Here is a 22,804-nt window from a genome sequence, read left to right on the forward strand (position 1 = left end):
GGACGAAGGGCTCGTACCGGAGGAGGTTCCGGTACGAGCCCTTCGTCCTGCCCGCGGTGTTCAGCCGGCGTCGTAGGCGTCGGCCTTGAAGGGGCGGGCGCCCTGCATCTCGGCCTTGACGATGCCCGTGCGGCCGGAGAAGCGGTCGACGTCGATGTCGTGCTCCGCCAGGAACTCGATGGTGGCGGCCAGGACGGCGTTCACCACGGGGGTGGCGCCGTAGATGACGTCGTCGGACTTGAAGCGGCTGGTCCAGGTCCGGTCGGCCCAGGAGGCGCGGAGCGAGAACGGCTCCGGCAGGGCGATCTTGCCGCCCAGCCAGGTGAGCAGGGTGGGCATCCGCATGAACGGCGCCCGGACGGCCTGGCGGACCACCTCGTCGTTGTCCACGATGGGCAGGACGACCGTCTTCTCCTCCCAGAACTTGCCGGTCTTGGCGATGGTCATCTCCTTGGGCTTCGGCTTGGCGCCGAAGAGCCCGTTGAGCGGGCCGAGGGCGTAACCGGCCACCGAGACCCGCAGGGTGTTGCTGAGCACCGTGACGCCGATCACCGTGGTGGCCACCAACTGGCCCTTGTGCAGGACGATCTGGGTCGCCAGCCGGTGCCGGGTGTCGGTGCCGAGGGTCTGCCGGTTGGCGATGGTCTGGATGCCGAAGTCCCGCATCCGGTAGCCGTCCATGTCGGCGCCGCCCGGCCGGCCGATCTCGTCGGCGCCCTCCGGGATGTCCACCACCACCCACTGCCGGATGGCGACGTGCTGCATGGCGCCGTCCGAGATCTCGCTGCGGCCGAGGCCGCCGAGCCGGTCGGCGATGCGGCGGGTGAGGTCCCAGGGGTGGAAGGTGCGGAAGTCGACGTGGCCCTCGGCCGGGCGCAGATCCTCGACCATCTCCCAGACGCCCCAGCGCATGCCGGCGCCGAGGATGCCCTTGGAACCGGCGTAGTGCTGGATGTTGGTGTCCTGCTCGGCGGTCAGCCGGTCCAGTTGGGCGCGGAGCGTGCTGGCCTTTTTGTCCAGGTCGTCGCGCGGGACGGCCTTGGGGACGGTCGCGGCTATGGCACTGCCCTCGACCAGGGCTCCCCAACGGGCCCGCAGGTCCTCGGTGCTGCGCAGACAGATCCGCTTGGCGACGAACCAGCCGAGCACGGGTGCCACCATCATCACCCTGAAGTACACCGCCCACAGCCCGCTCAGCGGCGGCCGCAGCACGAACAGTGCGGCCAGTATGGCGGCGACCAGCAGCACGACGGTGCCGAAGAAGCCCTCCCGGGCCGGGTTCTGCTTCTTCAGCCAGGCCCGGCTCTGGAAGGCGAGCAGCCAGAGCAGCGCCCCCGGCAGGAAGAGCAGCCCGCTGAGCAGGGTGACCAGGGTGAGCCTGCGGTCCCTGACCGCGCGCAGTTCCTCGGCGGCGAGGCAGTGTTCGACCACCATGCGGGTGTCGGTGCCGAAGGAGGGGACCAGCGGGTTGCGCTTGGCGCCCAGGGTCCGGTCGATCAGGGCGCGGCTGAACGCCTCGCCGAGACTTGGCCGGAAAAGGGCGAACTTGCCCTCCTTGACCGTCACCCCGAGCTTGTCGCCGAGCTCGTGGAAGTCGCTGTCGCGGTAGGCCGCCGAGGAGAGCAGTTGGGTGACTGCGGTCTGCGGTCCGACGTCCGTGCGGGGTATCTGCGCGCCCGGGGTCATGTCGAGCTTGGTCACGGCGGTGCCCCCTCCTCCCCTTGTCAGCCGCAGGTTACCGTGCTGCCGCCACGTCCCGCGGATGATCGTCTGAACAGCTGTCACATCTCGCCAGGCGTGGTACTCCTCATCATGGTGCCCACTTCCGGGCCGCTTCGACCCCACTGGTTCCGGTGGTGCTCCCGGTCCTGGCGCCGGCAGCGGACCCGGTGGGTGGTCCGGCGGCCCGGTGGGGCAGGATCGGGGCATGGCCGAGGTTGAGGAGATGACGGTGGACCCGGTGCTCGTCTTCGACGGGGACTGTGCGTTCTGCACGACCTGCAAGGACGCGGCCGAGCGCTATCTGCGGGCGAGCCTGTCCTCCGGGGGGTGGGAGGCGGTGCCGTTCCAGTTCGCCGACCTGCCGGCGCTGGACAGCCGGGCCGGCGGCCTGGGTCTGGTGAGCCGGGAGCGGGCCGAGCGGGAGATCCTCTGGGTCACGCCCGGCGGGCAGGTGTACGGCGGGGCGCAGGCGGCGGCACGGCTGCTGATGCGCTCGGGCGGGGCCTGGGCGTACCTGGGCGGGCTGCTGGCACTGCCGCCGGTCCGCCCGCTGGCGGCCGCGGTGTACCGGCTGGTGGCGAGGAACCGGCACCGGATGCCGGGCGGGACTCCGGCCTGCGCGCTCCCGCACCGGGGGTAGCCCCCCGGGTCAGGAGGTGCGCTCCTGCTGGGCGGCGAGGGCGGCGGGCATCGGGGCGTGGCGTACGTAGCTGCGGGAGAACTGGCCGGTGCCGTGCGAGAGGGAGCGCAACTCGACGGGGTAGCGGGTGAGTTCGAGTTCGGGGACTTCGGCGCGGACCAGGCTCAGGCCGGGGCCGCCGGGTTCGGTGCCCAGCACGTGGCCGCGTCGGGCGGAGAGGTCGCTGAGCACGGCGCCCTGGTACTCGTCGGGCAGCAGGACCTTGATCTCGTCCACGGGTTCGAGCAGTCGGACACTCGCGTTGGCGGCGGCTTCGCGCAGGGCGAGGGCACCGGCGGTCTGGAAGGCGGCGTCGGAGGAGTCGACCGAGTGCGCCTTGCCGTCGGTGAGGGTGACCCGGACGTCCACCATCGGGTAGCCGGCCAGGACGCCGTGGGCGAGCTGGGCGCGGACGCCCTTCTCCACCGAGGGGATGAAGTTGCGCGGTACGGCGCCGCCGACCACCTTGTCCACGAACTCGAAGCCGCCGCCGGGCTCCAGCGGTTCGACGGTGAGGTCGCAGATCGCGAACTGGCCGTGTCCGCCGGACTGCTTCACGTGCCGTCCGTGGCCGCTGGCGGTGCTCGCGACGGTCTCGCGGAGGGCGACCCGGTACGGGACGGTGTCGAGGTGGACCCCGTAGCGGGTGCGCAGCCGGTCGAGGACGACGGACTGGTGGGCCTCGCCGGTGCACCAGAGGACGAGCTGGTGGGTGTCGGGGTTCTGCTCGACCCGCAGGGCCGGGTCCTGGGCGGCGAGTCTGGCCAGGCTCTGGGCGAGCCGGTCCTCGTCGGCCTTGCTGTGGGCCTCGACGGCGGCGGGGAGCAGCGGCTCGGGCAGCGGCCAGCGGTCGAGGACGTGCCGGTCGGCGGAGAGGGTGTCGCCGGTACGGGCGGCGGCGAGCTTGGCGAGGCAGACGAGGTCGCCGGGGAGCGCGTAGGGGACGGGCCGCTGCTGCTTGCCGAACGGCGAGGTGAGCGCGGTGACGCGCTCGTCCGGGTGGTCGGCCAGGTGCAGGAGGGTGTCGGGGCGCAGGGTGCCGGAGAAGAGGCGGACCAGGCTGAGGCGGCCGACGTACGGGTCCTCGCCGGTGTGGATGACCTGGGCGGTGACGGGGGCGTCCGGGTCGCACGGGGGCAGGTCGTCCCGGCGTTCCTCGGGGGTGGGGAGGATCTCGGTGATCAGGTCGAGGAGTTCGGCGGCGCCGACGGCCGGGCCCGCGGGGTCGAGCGGGGGAGCGGCGGCCAGGACGGGGTGCACGGTGCCCTGGAGGACCTCGCGGCGCAGCGCCTCGGTCAGCGAGGCGGGGTCGAGCTCCTCGCCGGCGACGTAGCGTTCGAGCAGGGTGTCGTCCTCGCCGGCGATGGCCTCGACGAGCCGTCCCCGGGCCTCGTCGGCGCCGGGGGCCTCGCCGCTCTCGCCGTAGCGCCGGCCCGTGAGGAGTTCGAGTGAGCCGTGCGGGTGGCCGTCGCGCAGGATCGGCAGGTGGAGCGGGAGGACGGTGTCGGGGTGGCCCTCGCCGAAGGCGTCCTGGCAGGCGGTGAGGATCTCGTCGAAACCGACCCGGGCCGTGTTCAGATGGGTGAGAACGATCACGGTGGGCAGTCCGGCGGCGCGGCACTGGCGCCAGAGGGCGAGTGCGGGTGCGCCGACCGGTTCGGCGGCCGAGAGGACGAGCACGGCGGCCTCGGCGGCGCGCAGTCCGGCTCCGAGCTCGCCGCTGAAGTCGGCGTAGCCGGGGGTGTCCAGCAGGTTGATCCTGGTGTCGCGCCAGGTGAGCGGGAGCAGCGCGAGCTGCACGGAGCGCTGCTGCTGGTGCTCGATCTCCTCGTAGTCCGCGGCGGTGGTGCCGTCGGGGACGGTGCCTGCCCTGGTGAGGGCGCCTGCGGTGAGGGCGAGGGATTCGGCCAGGGTGGTCTTCCCGGCGCCGCTGGGGCCGATCAGCGCCACGTTGCGCAGTTGCGCCGACCGCTCGACCGTGGGTGCGGGTGCGTGCGGGGTACCTCGGTCCGGCATGGCGTGCCTCCTGATACTCACTCGCGGGGGCGGCAGTTACGTCCCGTGTGCGGGGAAGTGCCCTGAGTGGTGGCCAGTTGGGCCGATGACCGGCTCGCGGGGGCGTGGGGCGGCGGAGCGTGCGAGCGGCCTGGATACCATTGTCGGGCCGGGCGGGTCGTTCCGCTCGGTCGCCGGTCGGCCACTGGGGCCGGAGGCGGACATCGGTGAGATCGGGGCGGTCCGGAAGGCCATGCTCAACAAGTACGCACGTGCCTTCTTCACACGTGTCCTGACACCGTTCGCCGCCCTGCTGCTGCGCTGGGGGGTGAGCCCGGACGCGGTGACGCTGATCGGTACGGCCGGCTCGGTCGCCGGCGCGCTGCTGTTCTTCCCCTGGGGCGAGTTCTTCTGGGGCACCATCACGATCACCCTCTTCATCTTCTCCGACCTGGTCGACGGCAACATGGCCCGTCAGGCGGGCAGCTCCAGCAAGTGGGGCGCCTTCCTGGACTCGACGCTGGACCGGGTGGCCGATGCGGCGATCTTCGGTGGCCTGGCGCTCTGGTACGCGGGCAAGGGTGACAACGACCTGCTCTGCGCGGTCGCGGTGTTCTGCCTGGCGAGCGGCCAGGTGGTCTCGTACACCAAGGCGCGGGCGGAGAGCCTGGGGCTGCCCTGCAACGTGTCGGGGCTGGTGGAGCGCGCCGAGCGGCTGGTGATCAGCCTGGTCGCGGCGGGTGTGGCGGGGCTGCACACGTTCGGGGTGCCGTACGTGGAGCCGCTGCTGCCGGTGGCGCTCTGGCTGGTGGCGGTGGGGAGCCTGGTGACGGTGGTGCAGCGGATGCTCACCGTGCGCCGGGAGGCCCTGGAGGCGGCCGAGCCGCGGGAGGCGCAGTGAACACCGCCGCACCGAGTGCCCCGACGCTCCGGGAGCGGGCGGCCGACGGGGCGTACGCGCTGGGCTGGGCGGCCCTGAAGCACCTGCCGGAGCCGGTCGCGCGGGGGCTGTTCAACCAGATCGCGGACTTCGCCTGGCGCCGGCGCGGCAAGGGCGTGCGCCAGCTGGAGCGCAACCTCTCCCGGGTGCACCCGGGAGCGGACGAGCAGCGGCTGCGCGAGCTCTCCCGGGCGGGGATGCGCTCCTACCTGCGGTACTGGATGGAGTCCTTCCGGCTGCCGACCTGGAGCGGGGCACGGATCTCGGAGTCGGTGGAGCTCAAGGGGCTGGAGAACATCACCGGTCCGCTGGAGGCCGGCCGGGGCGTGGTGGCGGCGCTGCCGCACATGGCGAACTGGGACCTGGCCGGGGCCTGGATTACCACGGTGGGGTATCCGTTCACCACGGTCGCCGAGCGGCTGAAGCCGGAGTCGCTGTTCGACCGTTTCGTGGCCTACCGCGAGGGCCTGGGCATGGAGGTGCTGCCGCTGACCGGCGGCGGCGCCTCGGTGATCGGCACCCTGGCGCGCCGGCTGCGGGCGGGCCGGATGGTCTGCCTGGTGGGCGACCGCGACCTGTCGGACGCCGGGATCGCGGTGGACTTCTTCGGCGAGCCGACCAAGGTCCCGGCGGGTCCCGCCGCGCTCTGCCTGCGCACGGGAGCCGCGCTGCTGCCGGTCACGCTCTGGTACGACGGCCCGGTGATGCGGGTGGAGATACACCCCGAGCTGCCGGTGCCCGAGGAGGGCGACCAGCGCTCCAGGACGCTGGCGATGACCCAGGCACTGGCCGACGTGTGGGCGGACGGCATCCGCGAGCACTCGGAGGACTGGCACATGCTGCAGAAGTTCTGGCTGTCCGACCTCGGCCGGCGCCACGATGCCTGAGGGAGCCGGGATGAAGATCGGAATCGTCTGCCCGTACGACTGGGACGTCCCGGGCGGCGTGCAGTTCCACATCCGCGACCTGGCCGAGCACCTGATCGGCCTCGGCCACCAGGTCTCCGTGCTGGCCCCGGCCGAGGACGAGTCGGCGCTGCCGCCGTACGTGGTCTCGGCCGGGCGCGCCGTCGCGGTGCCCTACAACGGCTCGGTGGCCCGGCTCAGCTTCGGCATCCTCTCCGCCGCCCGGGTGCGACGCTGGCTGAACGACGGCCGCTTCGACATCCTGCACGTCCACGAGCCCGCCTCGCCCAGCCTGTCGATGCTGGCCGCCTGGTCCGCCTCCGGGCCCATGGTCGGCACCTTCCACACCTCCAACCCGCGCTCGCGCGCGATGATCGCGGCCTCGCCGATCCTCCAGCCCGGCCTGGAGAAGATAAGTGCCCGGATCGCGGTCAGCGAGTACGCCAGGCGCACTCTGGTCGAGCACCTCGGCGGCGACGCCGTGGTGATCCCCAACGGCGTGGACGTGCGGTTCTTCGCCGAGGCCGAGCCCGATCCGCGCTGGCAGGGCGGGGCGGCGGACGGCGGTCCCGGAACGATCGGCTTCATCGGCCGGATCAACGAGCCCCGCAAGGGCCTGCCGAGCCTGCTCGCCGCACTGCCCAAGATCCTCGCGGAGCGCCCGGGAGTGCGGCTGCTGGTGGCCGGCAAGGGCGACGAACAGGAGGCCGTGGCCGGCCTCGCGCCCGAGGTGCGGCGGCAGGTGGAGTTCCTCGGCATGGTCAGCGACCGGGAGAAGGCCCGGCTGCTGCGCAGCGTCGACCTGTACGTGGCGCCGAACACCGGTGGCGAGAGCTTCGGCATCATCCTGGTCGAGGCGATGTCCGCCGGCGCCCCGGTGCTGGCCAGCGACCTGGACGCGTTCCGGCAGGTGCTGGACGGCGGGGACGCGGGCGAGCTGTTCCCGGTCGAGGACCCGGCGGCGCTGGCCGACGCCGCGCTGCGCCTGCTCGGCGACCCCGAGCGGCTCGCCGAGCTGCGCCGGGCGGCCCTGCACCACGTGCGGCGCTTCGACTGGTCGACCGTCGGCGCGGACATCCTCTCGGTGTACGAGACGGTCACCGACGGCATGCCGCCGGTCGCCGAGGACGAGCGCATCGGCTGGCGCGGGCGTCTGAAACTGACCCGGGACTGACCTGCGGGAGCGGGAGTCGATCCCCCGGGCACAGTGTCGGCCCGACGGCCGGTCGCCCTGCCGGGGAGGGCCCGCGTGCCGCGGAACTCCGTCGGCCACTTCGCAGGCGCCGGCTTCGGCCGGCCGGAGTCCGTCCGTGAGCCGCACCCGCGGGTCGCCGTCGACGTGACCGGCCACGACCGGGAGTGCCACCGGAGGACCTCCCTGTAGCGTTCTGCCCCGTGACTACCTGGATCTGGGCCGCTGCGGCGGTCGTGCTGTTCGCCGTCTACCTGAGCTGGACGGCGGGCCGGCTCGACCGCCTGCACGCCCGGATCGACGCGGCACGGGCCTCGCTGGACGCCCAGCTCGTCCGGCGGGCCTCCGTCGCGCTGGAGCTCGCCACCTCCTCGCTGCTCGACCCGGCCGCCTCGATCCTGCTGTACGAGGCCTCGCACGCAGCCCGGCAGGCCGAGGACGAGCACCGGGAGGTGGCGGAGAGCGAGCTGAGCCTGGCGCTGCGCGCGGTGTTCGCCGATCCGGAGCAGGTCGCGGCGCTGCTGGCGGTGCCGGGCGGCGAGGAGGCTGTGAGGGACCTCACAGCCGCGGTGCGCCGGGTGCCGATGGCGCGGCGGTTCCACAACGACGCGGTCCGGGCGGCCCGCGCGGTGCGTGAGCACCGGCTGGTGCGCTATTTCCGGCTGGCCGGGCGGGCGCCCTTCCCGCTCGCTTTCGAGATGGACGACGAGCCTCCCGCGGCGCTCACGCCTCAGGGCGCACCCGCGTAGCCGCGTTAGAGCCTGTTTGTCGTATCCCGGCAACCGGGCTGGACTAGGTGGCGCATGGGCACCGGGTGGTTCGGGCCTACGATAGGGCGATAGCACTGGTTCATCTTCGAGTGAGGTCTCACGTGTCCACCACCCCCATCACCGCAGACCAGCCGCAGATCGGCACCGCCCGCGTCAAGCGCGGCATGGCCGAGCAGCTCAAGGGCGGTGTGATCATGGACGTGGTCAACGCCGAGCAGGCGAAGATCGCCGAGGACGCCGGTGCGGTCGCCGTCATGGCCCTGGAGCGCGTCCCCGCGGACATCCGCAAGGACGGCGGCGTGGCCCGGATGTCCGACCCGAACATGATCGAGGAGATCATCGGCGCCGTCTCCATCCCGGTGATGGCCAAGTCCCGGATCGGCCACTTCGTCGAGGCCCAGGTCCTGCAGTCGCTGGGTGTCGACTACATCGACGAGTCCGAGGTGCTGACCCCGGCCGACGAGGTCAACCACTCCGACAAGTGGGCCTTCACCACCCCCTTCGTCTGCGGCGCCACCAACCTCGGTGAGGCCCTGCGCCGCATCGCCGAGGGCGCGGCCATGATCCGCTCCAAGGGCGAGGCCGGCACCGGCAACGTGGTCGAGGCCGTCCGCCACCTGCGCCAGATCAAGAACGAGATCGCCAAGCTGCGCGGCTTCGACAACAACGAGCTGTTCGCCGCCGCCAAGGAGCTGCGCGCCCCGTACGAGCTGGTCAAGGAGGTCGCCGAGCTCGGCAAGCTGCCGGTCGTGCTGTTCTCCGCCGGTGGTGTGGCCACCCCGGCCGACGCCGCGCTGATGCGCCAGCTGGGCGCCGAGGGCGTCTTCGTCGGCTCGGGCATCTTCAAGTCGGGCGACCCGGCCAAGCGTGCCGCCGCGATCGTCAAGGCCACCACCTTCTTCGACGACCCGAAGATCATCGCGGACGCCTCCCGCAACCTGGGCGAGGCCATGGTCGGCATCAACTGCGACACCCTGCCGGAGAGCGAGCGGTACGCCAACCGCGGCTGGTAGTTCCGGACGCGCTCGACGGCCCGCCGCGCAGCAGTTGGGGCGCGGCGGGCCGCCGCGCGTACCCGCAGTACAGACTTCAGCGAAGACGAAGCAAGAGGTAGCAACCGTGTCCAGCAGCAACCCCGTCATCGGCGTCCTCGCGCTGCAGGGCGACGTCCGCGAGCACCTGGTGGCGCTGGCCGCCGCCGACGCGATCGCCCGCCCGGTCCGGCGCGCCGAGGAACTGGCCGAGGTGGACGCGCTGGTGATCCCCGGCGGCGAGTCCACCACCATGTCCAAGCTGGCCCTGCTGTTCGACGTGATGGGCCCGCTGCGCGAGCGGGTGGCCGCCGGGATGCCGGTCTACGGCACCTGCGCGGGCATGATTATGCTCGCGGACAAGATCCTGGATGGCCGGGACGACCAGGAGACCGTCGGCGGCATCGACATGACCGTGCGCCGCAACGCCTTCGGGCGGCAGAACGAGTCCTTCGAGTCCGGGGTGGACTTCAAGGGCCTGGCCGGCGACCCGGTGCACGGCGTGTTCATCCGCGCCCCCTGGGTCGAGGCGGTCGGTGCGGGCGTCGAGGTGCTGGCCGAGCTGCCGGCCGCCGACGGCCCCGACAGCCGTATCGTGGCGGTCCGCCAGGGCAACCTGCTCGCCACCTCCTTCCACCCCGAGCTGACCGGCGACCACCGGGTGCACGAGTACTTCGTCCGCATGGTCGAGGGCCTCTGACCGCACCGCCCGCCCGCGGGCGCCCGCAGCCCGGGGCCCGGCGTCCCGCGGGTCCGGGCCGGCCGCGGTCCGCAGCTCCCGGCGCCGCCGCGCCCCCGGCTCGCGACTGGCGCTGACCGAGTGCCAGGTGTCGGTTCGGACACCGGTAAGATCTCCTCTGTTCATTTCCCTTTGGCGACGTAAAGGAGCTGGCGATGTCCGGCCACTCTAAGTGGGCTACCACCAAGCACAAGAAGGCCGTGATCGACGCCAAGCGCGGCAAGCTCTTCGCCAAGATGATCAAGAACATCGAGGTGGCGGCGCGCACCGGCGGCGGCGACCCGGCGGGCAACCCGACGCTCTACGACGCCATCCAGAAGGCGAAGAAGAGCTCGGTCCCGATCGACAACATCAACCGCGCCGTCAAGCGCGGCTCGGGCGAGGACGCCGGCGGCGCCGACTACTCGACGATCATGTACGAGGGCTACGGCCCGAACGGTGTCGCGGTGCTCATCGAGTGCCTCACCGACAACCGCAACCGCGCCGCCTCGGACGTGCGCGTGGCCATGACCCGCAACGGCGGTTCGATGGCCGATCCCGGCTCGGTCTCCTACCTGTTCACCCGCAAGGGCGTCGTCATCGTGCCCAAGGCCGACGGCGTGGACGAGGACAAGCTCTTCGAGGTCGTCCTGGACCAGGACCCCGAGGAGATCAACGACCTCGGCGACTCCTTCGAGATCATCTCCGAGGCGTCCAGCATGGTCGCGGTCCGCACCGCACTGGTCGACGCGGGCATCGACTACGACTCGGCCGACGCCAACTTCGTCCCCAGCATGCAGGTCGAGCTGGACGTCGACGGCGCGCGCAAGATCCTCAAGCTGATCGACGCCCTCGAGGACAGCGACGACGTCCAGAACGTCTTCGCCAACTTCGACATCAGCGACGAGGTGGGTGCCCAGCTCGACGCCGAGTGAGCTCGGTGACGCTGTCCGGCCCGGTGGTCCCCGCGACCACCGGGCCGGTGTCGTAGTCAGGGTTGTCGGAGCCGACCGGTAGCCTTCGCAGGTCGGACGAAAGGTGGGGCTCGGCGGTGAAGGTACTGGGCGTGGACCCTGGGCTGACCAGGTGCGGCGTCGGGGTGGTGGACGGTGCACCGGGCCGCCCGCTGCGGATGCTCGGGGTCGGTGTGGTGCGCACCCCCGCCGAGGCGGAGATCGGGCAGCGGCTGCTGCTGATCGAGCAGGGCCTGGAGCAGTGGCTGGACGATCACCGTCCCGACCTGGTCGCCGTCGAGCGGGTCTTCGCCCAGCACAACGTCCGCACCGTGATGGGCACCGCCCAGGCCAGCGCGGTCGCGATGCTCTGCGCCACCCGGCGCGGCATACCCGTCACCCTGCACACCCCCAGCGAGGTCAAGGCCGCCGTCACCGGCTCGGGCCGGGCCGACAAGGCGCAGGTCACTGCCATGGTCACCCGCCTGCTCCGGCTCGACGCTCCACCCAAGCCGGCCGACGCCGCCGACGCGCTGGCCCTCGCCATCTGCCACATCTGGCGCGGCGGCGCCGCCGACCGGATCGCCGCCGCGCTCGCCCGCACGGCCCCCGGCCGGCCCGCGGCCGTCCGCCGGGCCCCGACCGTCCGCCAGGCACCGACCGCCCACCAGGAGAGCCACCGATGATCGCCTTCGTCCAGGGCCCGGTCGCCGCCATCGCGACCGGCACCGCCGTCGTCGAGGTCGGCGGCGTCGGCATGGCCGTCCAGTGCACCCCGGCCACCCTGTCCGGCCTGCGCCTCGGCGAGCACGCCAGGCTGGCCACCTCGCTGGTGGTCAGGGAGGACTCGCTCACCCTCTACGGCTTCGCGGACGACGACGAGCGCGCCACCTTCGAGATCCTGCAGGCCGCCCCCGGCGTCGGGCCGCGCCTGGCCCAGGCGATGCTCGGGGTGCACAGCCCGGACGCGCTGCGCCTCGCCATCGCCAGCGGGGACGAGAAGGCCCTGATCGCCGTCCCCGGCATCGGCAAGGCCAAGGCCGCCAAGCTGCTGCTGGAGTACAAGGACAAGCTGGGCGCCCCGCACGGCAGCGTCCCCGCGCAGAAGCCGGTCGCCGCCGGGCCCGCGCCGTGGAGCGAGCAGCTGCACGCCGCCCTGGTCGGCCTCGGCTACGCCCCGCGCGAGGCGGACGACGCGGTCACCGCCGTCACCCCCGAGGCCGAGGCGCAGTCGACCACCGATGTCGGCGCCCTGCTCAAGGCCGCCCTGCGCACCCTCAACCGCACCCGATGAACCACCAGGAGCCCGCCGCGATGACCCCCTACGACTCCGACCCCTCGGACCGCCTGGTCACGGCGGCCGCCGACGGCGAGGACCAGGCGGTCGAGGCGGCACTGCGCCCCAAGCAGCTGGACGAGTTCATCGGACAGGAGCGGGTCCGCGAGCAGCTCTCGCTGGTCCTGCAGGCCGCCCGCAAGCGCGGCACCGCTCCGGACCACGTCCTGCTCAGCGGCCCGCCCGGACTCGGCAAGACCACCCTGTCCATGATCATCGCGGCCGAGCTGAACGCCCCGATCCGGATCACCTCGGGGCCGGCCATCCAGCACGCCGGCGACCTGGCGGCCATCCTCTCCTCGCTCACCGAGGGCGAGGTGCTCTTCCTCGACGAGATCCACCGGATGTCCCGGCCCGCCGAGGAGATGCTCTACATGGCGATGGAGGACTTCCGGGTCGACGTCATCGTCGGCAAGGGCCCCGGCGCCACCGCCATCCCGCTGGAGCTGCCCCCCTTCACCCTGGTCGGCGCCACCACCCGGGCCGGTCTGCTGCCCCCGCCGCTGCGCGACCGCTTCGGCTTCACCGGCCACATGGAGTTCTACGCCCCGGCCGAGCTCCAGCGCGTGGTGCACCGCTCCGCCACCCTGCTGGACGTGGAGATAGACCCGGCCGGTGCCGCCGAGATCGCCGGCCGCTCCCGGGGCACGCCGCGGATCGCCAACCGGCTGCTGCGCCGGGTCCGCGACTACGCCCAGGTCAAGCACGACGGCGTGGTCACTCGGGAGATCGCCGCCCAGGCGCTGCAGGTCTACGAGGTGGACGCGCGCGGTCTGGACCGCCTCGACCGCGCGGTGCTGGACGCGCTGCTGCGCCTGTTCGGCGGCGGTCCGGTCGGCCTGTCCACCCTGGCGGTCGCGGTGGGGGAGGAGGCCGAGACGGTCGAGGAGGTCGCCGAGCCCTTCCTGGTCCGCGAGGGCCTGCTGGCCAGGACGCCGCGCGGCCGGATCGCCACCGCCGCCGCCTGGGCCCACCTCGGTCTGACCCCGCCGGTGACTCCGCCGCGCGGCGCCGTGCCCGCCCAGCCCGACCTGTTCGGGAGTGCGAACGGCGCGGGATGAGACTGGCCGGTCGGAGGGTCGCCACTTTTGGCGGCAGGATGCGATGCTTGGCGTTGTCCGATCAGAGCGGGTCGCCTAGACTCCGCCGGACCGCCCCTCTCACCTGACGGGCCGACGACCACCACAGGCCGCCCGGGCGGGCGGCCCGTAAAGGACTCTGGCTGCTGTGTTTAACCTCCTTCTTCCCATCGTCATGATCGCCGTGCTGTTCATGCTCTTCCGCTCGAACAAGAAGCGGCAGGAGCAGGCCGCGCAGATGCGTTCGGCGATGGAGCCCGGCTCGGGAGTCCGCACCATCGGTGGTATGTACGCCCTGGTGAAGGCGGTCAACGACGAGACCGTCGAGCTGGAGATCGCGCCCGGTGTGGTCACCCACTACGCCAAGAGCGCCATTGCGGCCGTCCTCGACCCGCAGGAGTACGACGGCATCATCAACGGTCGCCCCGAGGAGGACGAGCTCGGTGACGACGCTCCCACCGAGGCCGACCAGGTCGAGGAGGAGGCCGGCGACGCGAAGCCGCTCAGCCTCGACAAGGACGCCCCCGAAGGCGCCACGGGCAAGGGCAGCGCCGACGGCGAGGCTGCCGCGAGCAAGTAACACGACCGGGCGACACCCCCGGCCGTAGCGGCACGAGCCGCGAGCCCACAGAGGACCTCAGGGCCGCCGCGCCCCCGTCCCGGTCCCGCCACAAGCCGGACCGGGACGACGGGGGCGGTGGCATGGACAGGGAGAAACGAGCAAGGTGGCAACACCAAAGTCGCGCCCGCGCGACGGTTACCCGGGACGGGCCCTGGCCCTGATTCTGGCGGTCACCGTCGGGCTGGTCGCCGTCATGTTCTGGACGGGTCACAAGACGCCGCGTCTGGGGATCGATCTCGCCGGTGGCACCAGCATCACGCTGACCGCCAAGTCCGACGACAAGGCCGCGATCAACAAGTCCAACATGGACACCGCGGTCACGATCATCAACAAGCGCGTCAACGCCATGGGTGTCTCCGAGACGGAGGTGCAGACCCAGGGCAGTGACACGATCATCGTCAACATCCCCAACGGCGGTGACCGGCAGGCTGCGATCGACCAGGTAGGCACCACGGCCAAGCTCTACTTCCGTCCGGTGCTCGCCTACGCGCCCACCGGTGTCAAGGCCCCGGCCCCCTCGGCCACCCCGAGCGCGACCGGCAGCGCCTCGCCGTCCGCCAAGCCGTCCGCGAGCGGCAGCGGCTCCGCCTCGCCCTCCGCGAGCGCCAGCAAGGCCGGCCGGGCCGTCACCGACGCCCTGAAGGCCGACCCGTCGGCCTCGGCGAACGCCACCCCCTCCGGCTCCGCGAGCGCGAGCGCAGGCGCGGGCAGCACCCCGTCCGCCGCCCCGAGCGCCCCGTCCCCGGCCGACATGACGGCCGCCCTCACCCAGGGCACCGTCCCGCCGGAGCTGCAGCAGCAGTTCACCGCGATGGACTGCTCGGACCCGGCCCAGCAGAAGGACTACCAGACCGACCCGGCGAAGTCCGCGGTCGCCTGCAGCTTCGACAAGGAGCAGGGCGTCTGGAACAAGTTCGCGCTCGGCCCGGTGGCGGTGAACGGCCAGGACGTCTCCAAGGCGCAGGCCACCTTCGACACCCAGGGCGGCGCCGGCTGGCAGGTCCAGCTGTCCTTCAACGACAAGGGCTCCAACGCCTTCGCCTCGACCACCGGCAAGCTGGCCACCCAGCCCGCCCCGGCCAACGAGTTCGCCATCGTGCTGGACGGCAAGGTCGTCTCCCACCCGTACGTCAACTCCTCGATCTCCGGCGGCAACGCGGTCATCTCCGGCAGCTTCACCCAGGACCAGGCGAAGAGCCTGGCCAACGTGCTGAGCTTCGGCGCCCTGCCGCTGACCTTCGACAAGAGCGACGTCACCACCGTCTCCGCCCAGCTCGGCGGCGACCAGCTGCAGGCCGGCCTGATCGCCGGTGCGATCGGCATGCTGCTGGTGGTCCTGTACTCGCTGGTCTACTACCGCGGCCTCGGCCTGATCTCGATCGCCGGTCTGGTCGTCTCGGCGGCACTGACCTACGCGATCATGTCGCTGCTCGGCGCCGGCATCGGCTTCGCGCTGAACCTGCCCGCGATCTGCGGCGCCATCGTCGCCATCGGTATTACCGCGGACTCGTTCATCGTGTACTTCGAACGCATCCGTGACGAGGTCCGCGAGGGCGCCCCGCTGCGCCCGGCCGTCCAGCGTGCCTGGCCGCGCGCCCGCCGCACCATCCTGGTCTCGGACTTCGTGTCCTTCCTCTGTGCCGCAGTGCTGTACGTGGTGTCGGTCGGCAAGGTGCGGGGCTTCGCCTTCACCCTGGGTCTGACCACCCTGCTCGACATCGTGGTGATCTTCCTCTTCACCAAGCCGCTGATCACCATGCTGGCTCGCCGCAAGTTCTTCGCGGACGGCCACCCGTGGTCCGGCCTGGACCCGAAGCGCCTGGGCGCCCGCCCGCCGATCCGGGGCAGCCGCCGCCGCTCCGCCACTGCAGCCGCGAAGGAGGCCTGACGCCATGTCGCGCTTCGGCAATCTCGGCCACCGTCTCTACCAGGGCGAGGTCAGCTTCGACTTCGTCGGCCGGCGCAAGCTCTGGTACAGCATCTCCGGTGTGATCGTGCTGGTCGCGGCGATCGGTCTGGCGATGGGCCTGCACCTGGGCATCGAGTTCAAGGGCGGGTCGGTCTACACCGTCACCAAGCCCGGCCTGTCGGTCGCGCAGGCGCAGGACGTCGCCAACAAGATCACCCACGACTCGACCGCCCTGGTGCAGAAGACCGCCAACGGTGAGGTCAGGATCCAGGTCAGCTCCGAGGAGAAGATCCCCGCGAGCACCTTCATCGAGGGCCTCTCCAAGGACCTCGGCGTCCAGACCAAGGACATCAACGCCCAGGTGATCGGCCCGAGCTGGGGCCACGAGATCTCCCAGAAGGCCCTGCTGGGCCTGGTGATCTTCATGGTGCTGGTGACGGTCTACCTGGCCATCGCCTTCGAGTGGCGGATGGCCGTCGCCGCGCTGGTCGCCCTGATCCACGACCTCCTGATCACCATCGGCGTCTACGCCCTGGTCGGCTTCGAGGTCACCCCGGGCACCGTGATCGGCTTCCTGACCATCCTCGGGTACTCCCTCTACGACACGGTCGTCGTCTTCGACACCGTGAAGGAGAACACCAAGGGCATCACCAAGCAGAACAAGCAGACCTTCAGCGAGGCGGCCAACCACGGCCTCAACCAGACCCTGGTGCGGTCCATCAACACCACCGTGGTCGCCCTGCTGCCGGTCGCCGCACTGCTGTTCATCGGTGGCGGCCTGCTCGGTGCCGGCACCCTGAACGACATCTCGCTCGCCCTGTTCGTCGGTCTCGCGGCCGGTGCCTACTCCTCCATCTGCGTGGCTACCCCGCTGTACGCGCAGCTCAAGGAGCAGACGCCGGAGATGCGGGCACTGGCCAAGAAGGTCGCAGCCCGGCGCGAGGCGGACGCCAAGGCGGCTGCCGAGGCCCCTGCGGACGCCGCGGGGCAGGCCGTCGAGGACGAGATCACGGCGGGTATGGTCGGACAGCGCAACCAGCCGACGGGCCGGTCCCGCTCCAAGGGCCGCCCGTCCGGCAAGCACTGACCCCACGCCGTAAGAGGAACCCCCGTGACCGTTGCCGATCCCGTCCTTGCCGAGCTGCTGAACAGCAGGATCCGGGACGTGCCCGACTACCCCAAGCCCGGTGTGCTGTTCAAGGACATCGCCCCGCTGCTGGCCGACGCCGAGGCCTTCGCGGCCCTCACCGAGGCGCTGGCCGGCCGGGCGAAGGCACTCGGTGCGACCAAGGTGGTCGGCCTGGAGGCGCGGGGGTTCGTCCTGGCGGCCCCGGCTGCGTTCGCGGCCGGGCTCGGCTTCGTGCCGGTCCGCAAGAAGGGCAAGCTGCCCGGCGCGGTGTACGACCAGTCGTACGAGCTGGAGTACGGCTCCGCGACGCTCGAGGTCCAGTGCGACGCCTTCGCCCCGGGCGAGAAGGTCCTAGTGGTGGACGACGTGCTGGCCACCGGAGGCACCCTGGGCGCCTCGCTGGACCTGGTCCGGCGGGCCGGTGCCGAACTGGCCGGCGTGGTCGTGCTGATGGAGCTGGGCTTCCTGCCCGGCCGCGACCGGCTGATACCGCACCTGGACGGCGCTCCGCTGGAGACGCTGGTCCTGGTCTGAGCAAGGCCGCACAGGGGCGGTGATCACTTCTGGTGATCACCGCCCCCTGCGTTTCCGGACGTCCCCCGCGGCGTCCGGCGGCCGCCGGGGCGCTCCACCCGGACGGGCTGACGGTGCCGGGACACCGCTCCCGGGGTGCCGCACCGGACCGGACGGGGCGGCCCGCCCGGCGATGCCGGCACCGTGTGGACCGGGAGGAAGCGCGATCGGGACCGGGTGGTCGAACGTCGCGGTCCCGGGCTCGGTACCATGAAGATTCACCCCTTCCCGGTCGCGCGAAGGGGAAGGCACCGCGCCCCGAGGAGTGTCCTTGCCCGACGAGGCCCAGCCCACGGCCGAGGCCGCCGCCCCCGAGAACCGGCCCGCGCCTTCGGGGGCCACCCCGGTACGTCCGGCGCCGTCCGCGGCATCGAGGCTCTCCTCCTCCGGCGGCATGCGCGCCCGGCTGGCCCGCCTCGGCGGCCAGCGCAGCACCGTGCTCAACCCGGTGCTGGAGCCGCTGTTCCGCACCATCAAGGCCAACGACCCGAAGGCCGACCCCGCCCTGCTGCGCGACATCGAACGCGCGTACGTGGTGGCCGAGAAGTGGCACCGCGGGCAGAAGCGCAAGAGCGGTGACCCGTACATCACCCACCCGCTCGCCGTCGCGACCATCCTGGCCGAGCTGGGCATGGACGCCCCGACGCTGATGGCCGGGCTGCTGCACGACACCGTCGAGGACACCGACTACGGCCTGGAGACGCTGCGCCGCGACTTCGGCGACTCGGTCGCGCTGCTGGTGGACGGCGTCACCAAGCTGGACCGGGTCAAGTTCGGCGAGGCCGCGCAGGCCGAGACGGTGCGCAAGATGGTCGTGGCGATGGCCAAGGACCCCAGGGTCCTGGTGATCAAGCTCGCCGACCGCCTGCACAACATGCGCACCATGCGCTACCTCAAGCGGGAGAAGCAGGAGAAGAAGGCCCGCGAGACCCTGGAGATCTACGCCCCGCTGGCGCACCGGCTGGGTATGAACACCATCAAGTGGGAGCTGGAGGACCTCGCCTTCGCGATCCTCTACCCCAAGATGTACGACGAGATCGTGCGTCTGGTGGCGGAGCGCGCCCCCAAGCGGGACGAGTACCTGGCAACCGTGATCGACCAGGTGCAGGGCGATCTGAAGGGGGCCCGGATCACCGCGCAGGTGACGGGCCGTCCGAAGCACTACTACTCGGTCTACCAGAAGATGATCGTGCGGGGCCGCGACTTCGCCGAGATCTACGACCTGGTCGGCATCCGGGTCCTGGTCGACACCGTCCGCGACTGCTACGCGGCGCTGGGCACCATCCACGCGCGGTGGAACCCGGTGCCGGGGCGGTTCAAGGACTACATCGCGATGCCGAAGTTCAACATGTACCAGTCGCTGCACACCACGGTGATCGGTCCCGGCGGCAAGCCGGTGGAACTCCAGATCCGCACCTTCGACATGCACCGCCGGGCCGAGTACGGCATCGCCGCGCACTGGAAGTACAAGCAGCGCGCGGTGGCCGGCGCCTCCAAGGTCCGTACCGACACGCCGACCCAGGTCCGGAAGGACGACAAGGCCGGGGCCGTCAACGAGATGGCCTGGCTGCGGCAGCTGCTGGACTGGCAGAAGGAGACCGAGGACCCGAGCGAGTTCCTGGAGTCGCTCCGGTTCGACCTCTCCAACAACGAGGTCTTCGTCTTCACGCCGAAGGGCGACGTCATAGCGCTCCCGGCGGGCGCCACCCCGGTGGACTTCGCCTTCGCGGTGCACACCGAGGTCGGCTGCCGCTGCATAGGGGCGCGGGTCAACGGCCGGCTGGTGCCGCTGGAGTCCACCCTGGAGAACGGCGACACCGTCGAGGTGTTCACCTCCAAGGCGGAGAACGCTGGACCGTCCCGGGACTGGCTGAGCTTCGTCAAGTCGCCGCGCGCCCGGAACAAGATCAAGGCGTGGTTCTCCAAGGAGCGCCGCGAGGAGGCGATCGAGCAGGGCAAGGACGCCATCGCGCGGGCGATGCGCAAGCAGGGCCTGCCGATCCAGCGCATCCTCACCGGCGACTCGCTGGTCACGCTGGCGCACGAGATGCGCTACCCCGACATCTCCTCGCTCTACGCGGCGATCGGCGAGGGCCATGTCGCGGCCCAGAACATCGTGCAGAAGCTGGTGCAGGCGCTCGGCGGCGAGGAGGAGGCCACCGACGACCTGGCCGAGACCACCACGCCGACCCGCCAGGGCCGCGCGGTGCGGCGCCGGGCCAAGGGCGACCCCGGAGTGATCGTCAAGGGCGTCGAGGACGTCTGGGTCAAGCTCTCCCGCTGCTGCACCCCGGTGCCGGGCGACCCGATCGTCGGCTTCGTCACCCGCGGCAACGGCGTCTCGGTGCACCGCACGGACTGCGTCAACGTGGAGTCGCTGACCCAGCAGCCGGAGCGCATGATCGAGGTCGAGTGGGCGGCGACCCAGTCCTCGGTCTTCCTGGTGGCCATCCAGGTCGAGGCGCTGGACCGCTCCCGGCTGCTCTCGGACGTCACGCGGGTGCTCTCGGACCAGCACGTCAACATCCTGTCCGCGGCGGTCCAGACCTCCCGGGACCGGGTGGCGATGAGCCGCTTCACCTTCGAGATGGGCGACCCGAAGCACCTGGGGCACGTCCTGAAGGCGGTCCGCGGGGTCGAGGGCGTGTACGACGTGTACCGGGTCACCTCCGGACGGAAGTGATCCGGGCGCGAACCCGCTCCTGATGTGCGCGGGGCCTCCTGTCGGTACAGGCTGGGAAGAGCTGAACCCAGTGGTAGGAGGCCCCATGAACCTCAAGCTGACGACCGTGGCCGCACTGGCCTGTGCCGCTCTGACGGCGGGCGTGCTGGGAGGCGGTGGTACGGCTCTTGCAGCCCCCGCACCCTCGGCGTCCACCGCTTCCGGGCCCAACGGCGTGGAGAAACTGTCCGGCCCGAACGTCGTCCTGGCGGCGGTCAAGGCGCTCAAGGACGGTCACTCCGCCCATGTCGACGGACGGATAGACGACGGCGTCAACCTGGTCACCTTCGACCTGTCGATGGACGTGCTCGGCAACTGCACCGGTTCCGTGAGCGAGAGCTTCCTCGGCAACTTCCAGGTGGTCAAGGCAGGCAACGACCTCTGGGTCAAGCCGGACCAGGCGTTCTGGCAGGGCCACGGCGGGCAGGCGGTGGCCCAGCTGGTGGGCGACCGCTACCTGAGGACCACCAGTGACAACGTGCAGTTCCTCGAACTCGCCTCGATCTGCGACCTGTCGGCCCTGGCGGACTCGATGTCGCCCACGGGGGTCTCGCTGACCACCGGCTCGGTGGGCACGAGCAACGGCAGGCCGGCCGTGGCGGTCCTGGGCACCAAGGGCCAGGAGCACGGCACCCTCTGGGTGGCCACCCAGGGCCGGGCCTACCCGCTGGACTTCCAGCGGACCGGCGGGATCGGCAGCGAGACGCTCAGCTTCAAGGACTTCTCCGTGCCGGTGAAGAGTGCCACCCCCGGAGCCTCCCAGAGCATCGACCTCAACCGGCTGGTCCAGGTGTTCGGGTCGAGCCAGTCCACGGCGGCCAAGACCTGACCCGGTCCGGCCCCCGCCCCGAGCGGCCCGACCCGCTGCGCGGCGGACCCGCCGGCCCGCCCGGCCCGGTCCACCGCGTGGCGGGGGCGGGGTGCCGGGCCCGGGCCCCGGAGACTGGCGGCACGGCAAGGGGCGCGGGCAACCGCGCGCACCGGGCGCCTCCGCAGAGGGCCGGTCGCGCGGTTGCCCGCGCCCCTGGAGCCGAACCGGTGCCCCGGCGGGCCCGGTGTCAGCCGCTGAACTCCTGGAGGCTCTTCTGGGCCTGGTCCAGCAGCGCCTGCCGACCCGCCAGCTCGGACTCCAGTTTGGCGACCTTGTTGGCGTTGCCGGCGGCGCGGGCCTTGTCCAGGTCGGCCTGGAGCTTGTCCACGGCGGCCTGGAGGAGGCCGGTCATGCCGGCGGCACGGGCCTTGGCCTCCGGGTTGGAGCGCTGCCACTCGGCGTCCTCGGCCTCGCGGATGGCCCGCTCGACCGCGTTGAGGCGGCCGTCCAGCTTCGGCCGGGCGTCGCGCGGTACGTGGCCGATCGCCTCCCAGCGCTCGCTGATCTCGCGCAGCGCCGCCTTGGCGGCCTTGAGGTCGGTGATCGGCAGGATCGCCTCGGCCTCGACCAGCAGGGCCTCCTTCAGCTTCTGGTTCTCGCCCTGCTCGGCGTCCCGCTCGCTGAAGGCGGCGGCACGGGCCTGGAAGAAGACGTCCTGCGCGCCCCGGAACCGGGCCCACAGCTCTTCCTCGGCGTCCCGCTGGGCCCGCCCGGCGGCCTTCCACTGCGCCATCAGGTCGCGGTAGGCGGCGGCCGTGTCGCCCCACTCGGTGGAGGCGGCCAGCGCCTCGGCCTCGGCGACCAGCTTCTCCTTGGCCGCCCGGGCCGTCTCGCGCTCCGCGTCCAGGGTCGCGAAGTGCGCCTTGCGGTGCTTGGAGAACACCGAGCGGGCGTGCGAGAAGCGGTGCCACAGCTCGTCGTCGCTCTTGCGGTCCAGGCGCGGCAGGCCCTTCCAGGTGTCCACCAGGGCGCGCAGCCGGTCGCCGGCCTCCCGCCACTGGGTGGACTCGGCCAGCTGCTCGGCCTCGGCGACCAGCTTCTCCTTGGCCGTACGGGCGTCGTCCTGGGCCTTGGCACGGGCCGCCTTGCGCTCCGCCTGCCGGGACTCGATCTCGCCGGCCAGGGTCTCGAGCCGCTGGGCGAGCGAGGCCAGGTCGCCGACCGCGTGCGCCTCGGTGACCTGCTCGCGAAGGTGGTCCAACGCGACCTGGGCGTCCTTGGCGGCCAGGTCGGTCTTGCGGACGCGGTGCTCCAGGAGGCCGATCTCGGCCTCCAGGCCCTGGTACTTGCGCTCGAAGTAGGCGAGGGCCTCCTCGGGGGAGCCCGCCTGCCAGGAGCCGACGACGCGTTCGCCCTCGGCCGTCCTGACGTAGACGGTCCCCTGCTCGTCGACACGGCCCCACGGGTCGCTGCTCACAGCGCCTCCTCCACATGACGTCGCGCCCACGGGCATGTGGTGCGCGTACGTCGTCCACAGTTGATGTGCGGCGGACCGATGGAGTCCGCCGTCCGAGCCGTCGAGTTGTCGATGCCGAGGGTGACGGCCGACGGTCAGGGCACCCTATACAACAGCAACATAGGCGACCAGCGCCGGTGCTGTCCGCATCCGGGCCGGGCGATTTCCTGCGGCGCTGCCTCCCGAACCGCTCGCGCGGGGC

The 22,804-nt window shown here is 71.8% G+C and carries 21 protein-coding genes; 18 read left to right on the forward strand and 3 right to left on the reverse strand.

What is annotated here, in order from left to right; translation table 11 throughout:
- Positions 1-60 precede the first annotated feature (60 nt).
- Entirely contained in the window at positions 61-1,701 is a 1,641-nt protein-coding gene (locus tag ACFC1R_RS31300) for a hypothetical protein (RefSeq protein WP_375944378.1), read from the reverse strand.
- A gap of 244 nt (positions 1,702-1,945) precedes the next feature.
- On the opposite strand from ACFC1R_RS31300, the gene ACFC1R_RS31305 reads away from it, so the two are divergent.
- Positions 1,946-2,362, forward strand: coding sequence for a thiol-disulfide oxidoreductase DCC family protein (locus ACFC1R_RS31305; protein ID WP_375944446.1), 417 nt, complete (start codon positions 1,946-1,948; stop codon positions 2,360-2,362).
- 9 nt (positions 2,363-2,371) lie between these two features.
- Here the strand turns inward: ACFC1R_RS31305 and ACFC1R_RS31310 are convergent, their stop codons facing one another.
- Positions 2,372-4,417 carry an elongation factor G-like protein EF-G2 gene (locus tag ACFC1R_RS31310; RefSeq protein ID WP_375944380.1) on the reverse strand — a complete coding sequence of 682 codons (2,046 nt, stop codon included), beginning with the start codon at positions 4,415-4,417 and terminating at the stop codon, positions 2,372-2,374.
- A 232-nt stretch (positions 4,418-4,649) separates the two neighbouring features.
- Between ACFC1R_RS31310 and pgsA the strand changes: the two genes are divergently transcribed.
- From pgsA to ACFC1R_RS31395, 17 genes are all read left to right on the forward strand, one after another.
- On the forward strand, positions 4,650-5,297 hold the full coding sequence (gene pgsA, locus ACFC1R_RS31315; RefSeq protein ID WP_375944382.1) for a phosphatidylinositol phosphate synthase: 648 nt from the start codon (positions 4,650-4,652) through the stop codon (positions 5,295-5,297).
- Complete coding sequence (locus tag ACFC1R_RS31320) at positions 5,294-6,223, forward strand: phosphatidylinositol mannoside acyltransferase (protein ID WP_375944384.1); 930 nt, start codon at positions 5,294-5,296, stop codon at positions 6,221-6,223. The genes pgsA and ACFC1R_RS31320 overlap by 4 nt, the downstream gene beginning before the upstream one ends.
- Positions 6,224-6,233: 10 nt before the next feature.
- Positions 6,234-7,415: a glycosyltransferase family 4 protein gene (locus ACFC1R_RS31325; protein ID WP_375944386.1), complete on the forward strand. Its 1,182-nt coding sequence runs from the start codon at positions 6,234-6,236 to the stop codon at positions 7,413-7,415.
- Positions 7,416-7,490: 75 nt separating this feature from the next.
- Positions 7,491-7,625: a hypothetical protein gene (locus ACFC1R_RS31330; RefSeq protein WP_375944388.1), complete on the forward strand. Its 135-nt coding sequence runs from the start codon at positions 7,491-7,493 to the stop codon at positions 7,623-7,625.
- An 11-nt stretch (positions 7,626-7,636) separates the two neighbouring features.
- A complete protein-coding gene (locus tag ACFC1R_RS31335; protein ID WP_375944390.1) occupies positions 7,637-8,182 on the forward strand; it encodes a hypothetical protein in 546 nt (181 codons plus the stop codon).
- 122 nt (positions 8,183-8,304) lie between these two features.
- Positions 8,305-9,216 (forward strand): pyridoxal 5'-phosphate synthase lyase subunit PdxS, encoded by a 912-nt coding sequence (gene pdxS / locus ACFC1R_RS31340; RefSeq protein WP_375944392.1) that lies wholly within the window; start codon positions 8,305-8,307, stop codon positions 9,214-9,216.
- A gap of 106 nt (positions 9,217-9,322) precedes the next feature.
- On the forward strand, positions 9,323-9,934 hold the full coding sequence (pdxT, locus tag ACFC1R_RS31345; protein WP_375944394.1) for a pyridoxal 5'-phosphate synthase glutaminase subunit PdxT: 612 nt from the start codon (positions 9,323-9,325) through the stop codon (positions 9,932-9,934).
- Positions 9,935-10,128: 194 nt separating this feature from the next.
- Complete coding sequence (locus tag ACFC1R_RS31350; protein WP_375944395.1) at positions 10,129-10,887, forward strand: YebC/PmpR family DNA-binding transcriptional regulator; 759 nt, start codon at positions 10,129-10,131, stop codon at positions 10,885-10,887.
- A gap of 116 nt (positions 10,888-11,003) precedes the next feature.
- Positions 11,004-11,591, forward strand: a complete 588-nt coding sequence (gene ruvC / locus ACFC1R_RS31355; RefSeq protein ID WP_375944397.1) for a crossover junction endodeoxyribonuclease RuvC — start codon at positions 11,004-11,006, stop codon at positions 11,589-11,591.
- Positions 11,588-12,199 carry a Holliday junction branch migration protein RuvA gene (ruvA, locus tag ACFC1R_RS31360; RefSeq protein ID WP_375944399.1) on the forward strand — a complete coding sequence of 204 codons (612 nt, stop codon included), beginning with the start codon at positions 11,588-11,590 and terminating at the stop codon, positions 12,197-12,199. Before ruvC ends, ruvA begins: the two co-directional genes overlap by 4 nt.
- Entirely contained in the window at positions 12,196-13,302 is a 1,107-nt protein-coding gene (gene ruvB, locus ACFC1R_RS31365; RefSeq protein WP_375944400.1) for a Holliday junction branch migration DNA helicase RuvB, read from the forward strand. The genes ruvA and ruvB overlap by 4 nt, the downstream gene beginning before the upstream one ends.
- Positions 13,303-13,468: 166 nt before the next feature.
- Entirely contained in the window at positions 13,469-13,900 is a 432-nt protein-coding gene (gene yajC / locus ACFC1R_RS31370) for a preprotein translocase subunit YajC (RefSeq protein WP_375944402.1), read from the forward strand.
- A gap of 145 nt (positions 13,901-14,045) precedes the next feature.
- On the forward strand, positions 14,046-15,830 hold the full coding sequence (secD, locus tag ACFC1R_RS31375) for a protein translocase subunit SecD (RefSeq protein ID WP_375944404.1): 1,785 nt from the start codon (positions 14,046-14,048) through the stop codon (positions 15,828-15,830).
- A 4-nt stretch (positions 15,831-15,834) separates the two neighbouring features.
- Entirely contained in the window at positions 15,835-16,938 is a 1,104-nt protein-coding gene (gene secF / locus ACFC1R_RS31380) for a protein translocase subunit SecF (protein WP_375944405.1), read from the forward strand.
- Between the two features lie 24 nt (positions 16,939-16,962).
- A complete protein-coding gene (locus tag ACFC1R_RS31385) occupies positions 16,963-17,514 on the forward strand; it encodes an adenine phosphoribosyltransferase (protein WP_375944407.1) in 552 nt (183 codons plus the stop codon).
- Positions 17,515-17,824: 310 nt separating this feature from the next.
- The gene (locus ACFC1R_RS31390; RefSeq protein WP_375944409.1) at positions 17,825-20,236 is read left to right on the forward strand and encodes a RelA/SpoT family protein; all 2,412 of its coding nucleotides are present in this window, start codon (positions 17,825-17,827) and stop codon (positions 20,234-20,236) included.
- Positions 20,237-20,321: 85 nt separating this feature from the next.
- A complete protein-coding gene (locus ACFC1R_RS31395; RefSeq protein WP_375944411.1) occupies positions 20,322-21,104 on the forward strand; it encodes a hypothetical protein in 783 nt (260 codons plus the stop codon).
- 229 nt (positions 21,105-21,333) lie between these two features.
- Here ACFC1R_RS31395 and ACFC1R_RS31400 read toward each other — a convergent pair whose 3' ends face one another.
- On the reverse strand, positions 21,334-22,563 hold the full coding sequence (locus ACFC1R_RS31400) for a DUF349 domain-containing protein (protein ID WP_375944413.1): 1,230 nt from the start codon (positions 22,561-22,563) through the stop codon (positions 21,334-21,336).
- Between the last annotated feature and the right edge of the window lie 241 nt (positions 22,564-22,804).

Origin of the sequence: Kitasatospora sp. NPDC056138 (genome assembly GCF_042264695.1) — a bacterium.
In the GTDB taxonomy this organism is placed as follows: Bacteria; Actinomycetota; Actinomycetes; order Streptomycetales; family Streptomycetaceae; genus Kitasatospora.